This is a genomic window from Micrococcus sp. LASM2_SD2 (assembly GCF_057364565.1).
Map to the genome: position 1 here is coordinate 1 of NZ_JBNFOB010000469.1, position 666 is coordinate 666.

Here is a 666-nt window from a genome sequence, read left to right on the forward strand (position 1 = left end):
GGCGCCGCGCTGGACCCGTGGCCGGCAGGTGCCGCCCCGTGCACACGATGGCGCTCCACCCGGCGCGCAGCCGCCAGGACCCGGGAGCGCTCCTGGGCGACGGCGCTGCAGTACGCACAGGAGGCGAGGTGGTCGGACACACGCCGCCGCCGTCGTCCGGTCAGGGTTCCCTCAAGATATCCGTCGAGTCGGCCCAGGGGGTGGCGGGTCATCGGTCCGCACGTCTCCTTCCCTGGGTCCGTCCGCAGGGCCTCGAGGCGTATTCGCCCCAGGACCCGCTGGCTCACCGCCATTCTGTCCACCACGGCTGGGAGAAGGCTGAATCCCGGCCGGGGACTGCTCGGGATTCCCGCGGCCGGGCGGCCGGGACGCCCGACACGCCGGGTCCGTACACTGGATCGGTGCCCGCAGTCCGGGCTCCCCGCAGAAGGAAGAGCAGCACACGTGAGCATGAAGCCCGTCAGCCCCCAGTCCTCGGACAAGCACGCCTCCTGGGCCTATGCCGAGTCCCGTCCCGTGGAGACCGAGGTGACCGAACGGGCCCGCGAGCGCTCCGCCGAACTCGGCCTGCGCGCCGTCTCCCCCGGCACCGCCGCCCTGCTCACCGTCCTGGCCGCCACCCCGCTCCGTCCTCGGCCGTGGTGGAGGTCGGCACGGGTGCCGGCG

1 protein-coding gene and 1 pseudogene are annotated in these 666 nt (G+C 74.0%); one reads left to right on the forward strand and one right to left on the reverse strand.

Translation table 11 applies throughout. From position 1 onward, the window contains the following. On the reverse strand, positions 1–452 hold a 452-nt coding region (locus AC2W7A_RS13160), incomplete at its 3' end, for a zf-HC2 domain-containing protein (RefSeq protein ID WP_485991714.1). Here AC2W7A_RS13160 and AC2W7A_RS13165 point away from each other — a divergent pair. Next, a pseudogene (locus AC2W7A_RS13165) lies at positions 445–666 on the forward strand (hypothetical protein); the annotation flags it as partial. The gene AC2W7A_RS13160 and the pseudogene AC2W7A_RS13165 sit on opposite strands and share 8 nt — an antisense overlap.